This window comes from Bacillus sp. GMa5/1, from assembly GCF_050172015.1.
In the GTDB taxonomy this organism is placed as follows: domain Bacteria; phylum Bacillota; class Bacilli; order Bacillales; family Bacillaceae_G; genus Bacillus_A; species Bacillus_A cereus.
Window position 1 is genome coordinate 1 of record NZ_JBNLYC010000230.1, and the last position, 5,468, is coordinate 5,468.

Genomic DNA, 5,468 nt, shown 5'->3' on the forward strand with positions numbered 1-5,468 from the left:
AAATAAGAATGGCTGGTAAATCTCAGTTTATTAAAATTTCACTTTATTGTTCACATCAACAAGTTCAAAACGCTCACAGACGAGTAACATATCTTCAGAGAAATTAAGACCAAGCTCATTTAGTTCCTTTGTAAAAAAACGAACATGGGTGTCTCTCCAGTAATTATAAGTACGATCTCCTTCGCCTTCAGCGATAGCGAATTCTTCGCTTACTTCATTCATTGGTGTTACAGTTACTTCTATTGTCTTAATAATAGCTACAGGTTCATCATTACTATTGAGTATAATACTATAATCAATAGTAGTCGGTAGTGATTCATGTTCTAATTCATAAAAAATGTGACCGGAGCATGTAGCGGTTTTAATACCGTCAATTACTAGTTGTGCAAGATAATTAGGGGCATCCCCAAATTGCCAAGCTGTAACAGATTCTGTTTTTTTGTTGTTTCCCCAATAAGTATCCCAATATGTTTGTGCTAATTGATTCATTTTTATCGTTACCTCACTCTAATTCATATTTAGTCTCTTTATAATTCCTAGGAAATTTACTTACTTATTTAGTATGTCTTTGTACTCATTTAAAAGTTGTAGCGGTGTGTTGCAAATTAAAAAGATACTATGTGGAGTGAATATAGTTTGTAAATATGTTCTGTACATATATGGAATCTTTAATTTTCCAATTGCATTTTATGATAAAGGATGTAGTTACTTAAAGAACGTTCAGATTATGAATGGTAGTTTATTATCACTATGCCATATTGAAGTGAGTAATACTAGAGTTGAAATAGATGAAAAAACTGATATTCTAAATTGAATATCAGTTTAATAATATGTGACTTATATGAATCTATAGCAATACGAAAAGCGTAAATAAGATAGCCAACAAAATACGATAGTACGCAAAAGGTTTTAAACCTATCTTCTCTAAAAGCTTTAGAAAAGTTACTACCGCTAGCATCGCTACTATAAAAGAGGTAATGAATCCTACCGCAAACATAGGGATGTCATCGACACTTAAATACTTCCAACTTTTTAGTAAGTCTAAGCCTGTAGCCCCAACCATTACAGGAAGAGCTATTAGAAAAGAGAATTCAGATGCAGTCTTATAATTTACTTTTGCTAATAGACCTCCAGAGATAGTAGAGCCAGCTCTAGAGAAGCCAGGGTATACTGCTAAGCACTGAAATAATCCGATTGTTAAAGCTTGGCGGTATGTTAAATCGTCCAGTGAATAGGCTGCTGCCTCTTTCTTTTTTACTTCTGCAAAGAGCATAAGAATTGCACCTGCTACAAGTCCAATCACAACAGTGTATGGCTGGAATAAGTATGTTTTAATAATATCATGTAGTAGCAAACCAGCAACCACTGCCGGAAATACGCCAAGAAATACATGGAACGCGTTGAATTTTTTTTCTTTCTGTAGAAGAGGCTTAATATTACATAAAGAAACGAGACGTTTATGATATAAAATTGCAATGGCTAAAATTGCGCCTAGCTGAATAACAATTTCAAACGTTTTCGCTCTTTCTCCCTCAAAGCCTAATAAATGCCCGACTAATATAAGATGGCCAGTAGAGGATATAGGTAAAAATTCAGCTAATCCTTCTACAATACCGAGTATGAAGGCAATAATGATATCGCTCATAGTTTCACTCCTACAAATTAATGAATGTCTACTTTTTTAAAATAGAATAGTGTTGCAATAAATCCGGAAATTGTCGTTACTGCAATGATGATATAAGAATACTCTGGTGGATATGTCGGTTGTAATTCGTTATTTGCGATATCTAGAGTAGCGGTCCACGGAAATAAATCTTTATGCTTGGAGTTTACGAGCATAAGATTAGTCATTGTAATAATGACTGTTAATATAATGGGCGGTACATAGCTCTTCATTACAAGAGTTAGTAGCACAATAGGTGAAGACAATAGAAAGAGAAGTCCACCACATATTAAAAATTCTAGGAAAGAACCTAAAAGTAAAGAAATGTTAAAGCCAGGGAAGTTCCCCAATAGCCCTAATATTAAAGTAAGTGCCCAAGCCACTAAAGTTAGCATCATAATCCAAAGAAAGAGAATGATGAATTTACTTATAATAAAGCTAATGCGCGACACGGGGATAGTTAGTAAATTTTTCAGTGTATCTTCTGCATATTCGCGGGTAAGCAAATATGCAACCACTACTCCATATAAGGGGAATCCTATAACTAAAGTAGTATATAAGTTAACGTCAGTGAATAATTGATGGAACCAAATAGTTGGAGTAGGCTGTTTTGTTTTTATATGTATATAAGAGGCTACTACAACTAAGAAAGGTGCGACACCAGCACCAATAATGCTAATTAAAAACATATTAGAGCGTTTTAGTTTTAAGAGTTCTGTATAGAGTAGATTAACCAATTGTTCCACCTCCAACTAGTTTGGTGAAATAATCTTCTAGTCTATCTTCGCTTATCATCATTTTTAATACTTCAATACCGTTAAGAACAAACGTTCTGTTTATGTATCCTTGTTGTCCAAAATGAGAGTAAATACGAATATTTCCTTCATCATGTACTTCATAATCAAAAATTTGAAGATGATTTTCTAATAACATCACAGCTTTATCGTCATTATTCACTTGAAACTCTATGTACTTACGGTTTGCTTTGCGCAGCGTATCAAGAGAAACTTCTTCTAGTAACTTTCCTTCATGAATAATTCCGATACGATCGACCAACTGTTCTATCTCGGCTAATATGTGACTAGAAATGAGTATTGTTATATTTCTTTCTTGAGCTAAAGAATGAATAAGTTTTCGCATTTCTTTAATACCAATAGGGTCTAGTCCGTTAGTTGGTTCATCTAATATGAGTAGCTCAGGATAATGGAGAAGAGCGCGTGCAATTCCTAAGCGTTGCTTCATTCCTAAAGAATACTTTCCTACTAACTTTTTTGTCTCATGCTGCAAGCCTACTATTTCTAATGCTTCTTCGATAGCATTCTTTTTGTGAACCCCAATTATCTTTGCATTAATTAGTAGGTTTTCTTTTGCAGTTAAGTTTTCATAAAATCCTGGAACTTCAACTATAGAACCAATTCTGCTTAAAATATCTTTTTGATTTTGGAATAAGTTCTCTCCGAATATTTCAATCGTTCCACTTGTAGGTTTTATAAGACTAAGCAGCATACGAATGGTTGTTGTTTTACCAGCACCGTTGCGGCCTATGAAGCCATAAATCTCTCCTTGTTGAACATTAATATTTAAATTATCTACTGATTTTTGATTGCCATATACTTTAGTAAGGTTAGTCGTTTTTATAATTGTATTTATAGGAGACACCTGCTTTCTATAAGTTCTTACTTACATCATAAAAAGGAAGGCTTAACTGCATATTAATCATTTCTTAACTATTTCTTAAAAGTATTGTGTTTTGGAATAGAAAAGCCGAAAGTAGTTCGTTTCCATGGAGTACTTTCAACCCATATATGCCCACCATTTTTTTCAACGAGTGCTTTAGAAATAGAGAGTCCGAGACCGCTACCACCAAATGAAGAGTTTCTTGATTGTTCGCTTCGGTACATTCGCTCAAATATGTTTTGTAAATCATGTTTTGGAATACCAGGGCCTTGATCCCAAATATGAAGTTTGTATTCTGCATCAGCTTCTAGCAGTTCGACTCCTATTGTTTTCCCATCCTTTCCGTAATAAATTGCATTTTTCATTAAATTACCGATAATCCGCATAATGCTTAGATGATCTGCGATGATAGGACAAGTAGACTCTGGTATGAGAATTTGCAGTTCGATGTTATGTTTTGAGAGCTCAGGTAAAAATTCAATCAAAACTTCTCTAGTAACTTCAGAAAAGTCGAGTTCTTCTTCTTTTAGTGGAAATTCATTAGCGTCTAGCTTCGCCATATTGAATATTTCATCAACTAGGTGCTTTAAGTTATTTGATTTCATATAGAGTATTTTAAGATATTCTTGTTTTTCTATTTCAGAAGCAGCAACTCCGTCTTTCAAAGCATCTATATATCCGATGATGGAGGTGAGTGGTGTTCGTATATCGTGGGAGATACTAGACAAAAGTTGTTTTCTGGATTCCTCGGATCTTTTGGCTTCAATCTGAACCTGCTCTAATTTAGCTATTAGCTCGTTTATTGAAAAAACGATATTATGTAATGAGTGGTCATTGCTTGTGAATAATCTCGTTTGTAAGTTTCCTTTTAGTACACGACTTAATTTAGTATCCATTGCTTTACGATGTTGAATGAATTGTATTCTTGAAAAGAAGAGATAAATTGTAATTAAGATAAGGATAATAAATAAAGACATTTTTAATCTTGGGCCCATTTGTATGTTTAAAATCCCGCAAATGATAAGTTGTAATGAAATAAGGAAGAGGGTTTTATCAGTCTTCAAGCTTTTCACCTACAAACTTATAACCAATTCCCCATATAGTCTGAATAAATTTTGGATTGGAAGGGTCAATTTCTATTTTCTTTCTAAGTTTTCGAATATGTACCATAACGGTATTGTCATCTTCTATATAATTATCGTCCCACACATTTCGGAAGAGCTGTGTTTTTGTAAATACTTGCCCTGGGTTTGAAGTAAAGAATTTTAACAGTTCCAATTCTTTTCCGGTTAAGCTAATTTCTTCTTTGTTTGTATGAACTGTGTATGTATTTAAATTGATAGTTAGTCCTTTAAAAGATAAAGTTGTTTTTTCTTGAGCAGTATTGTTACTTCCGAGAACTAAAAAACGCCGCATAAGAGCTTTTACTCGTGCAATTACTTCGTGAATGCTGAAAGGTTTCGTAATATAATCATCAGCACCAATGCTTAAACCTAAAATTTTATCAACTTCGTGATCTTTAGCTGTGAGCATTAATATAGGTACGTTAGTTTTATCTCTAAGTTTTTTACATACCTCGATTCCATCTATTTTGGGCATCATAAGATCTAATATAACGAGGTTATATTTATTTTGATTAAATAAATGCAAGGCTTCTTCGCCGTTGATTGCAGTGTCTACCATGTATAATTCTCGTTCTAAATATATTTTTAATAAATTTCGGATTTCTTTATCGTCGTCTGCTATAAGGATACGTATATCTTTCATATCTTCACCTGCTTCTAATAGAGTTTTATTGATAGTACAACAACTCTCTAATTATATACTAGTATTTGTTAAAATAAGGTTGCTAGTTTTGTTGGAGGAAAACGTCCACACAAGTTAAGTCTAGAGTTCAAATTAACTTGAATATATTTGGAAAAATAAATTAAAGAGAAGCAGAAGGTGTGCTCCGATAATGAAATCCTATAGAGACGTATCTAGCTAAAAGAGCATAAAAATATTAAATTGAAATTATTTATAAAAAGGTGTTGACGATTATACTTTAGAGGTGTAATATAGAACAAGTCGCCGATGACAATAACATCGCAAGCGACAAACGAAATGAAAAACTTAGTTGACATTAACT

At 33.3% G+C, this 5,468-nt stretch carries 6 protein-coding genes; all 6 read right to left on the bottom strand.

The window, feature by feature from the left end:
* Positions 1–30 precede the first annotated feature (30 nt).
* Entirely contained in the window at positions 31–489 is a 459-nt protein-coding gene (locus ACQGSG_RS26080; RefSeq protein ID WP_098569095.1) for an ASCH domain-containing protein, read from the bottom strand.
* Between the two features lie 358 nt (positions 490–847).
* Complete coding sequence (uppP, locus tag ACQGSG_RS26085) at positions 848–1,645, bottom strand: undecaprenyl-diphosphate phosphatase UppP (protein WP_087964911.1); 798 nt, start codon at positions 1,643–1,645, stop codon at positions 848–850.
* A gap of 17 nt (positions 1,646–1,662) precedes the next feature.
* Positions 1,663–2,400 carry an ABC transporter permease gene (locus ACQGSG_RS26090; protein ID WP_000247716.1) on the bottom strand — a complete coding sequence of 246 codons (738 nt, stop codon included), beginning with the start codon at positions 2,398–2,400 and terminating at the stop codon, positions 1,663–1,665.
* Positions 2,393–3,322: an ABC transporter ATP-binding protein gene (locus ACQGSG_RS26095; RefSeq protein ID WP_000074580.1), complete on the bottom strand. Its 930-nt coding sequence runs from the start codon at positions 3,320–3,322 to the stop codon at positions 2,393–2,395. Before ACQGSG_RS26095 ends, ACQGSG_RS26090 begins: the two co-directional genes overlap by 8 nt.
* 68 nt (positions 3,323–3,390) lie before the next feature.
* Positions 3,391–4,404, bottom strand: a complete 1,014-nt coding sequence (locus tag ACQGSG_RS26100) for a sensor histidine kinase (protein ID WP_061663392.1) — start codon at positions 4,402–4,404, stop codon at positions 3,391–3,393.
* Positions 4,394–5,107, bottom strand: coding sequence for a response regulator transcription factor (locus ACQGSG_RS26105; RefSeq protein ID WP_000651991.1), 714 nt, complete (start codon positions 5,105–5,107; stop codon positions 4,394–4,396). Before ACQGSG_RS26105 ends, ACQGSG_RS26100 begins: the two co-directional genes overlap by 11 nt.
* Between the last annotated feature and the right edge of the window lie 361 nt (positions 5,108–5,468).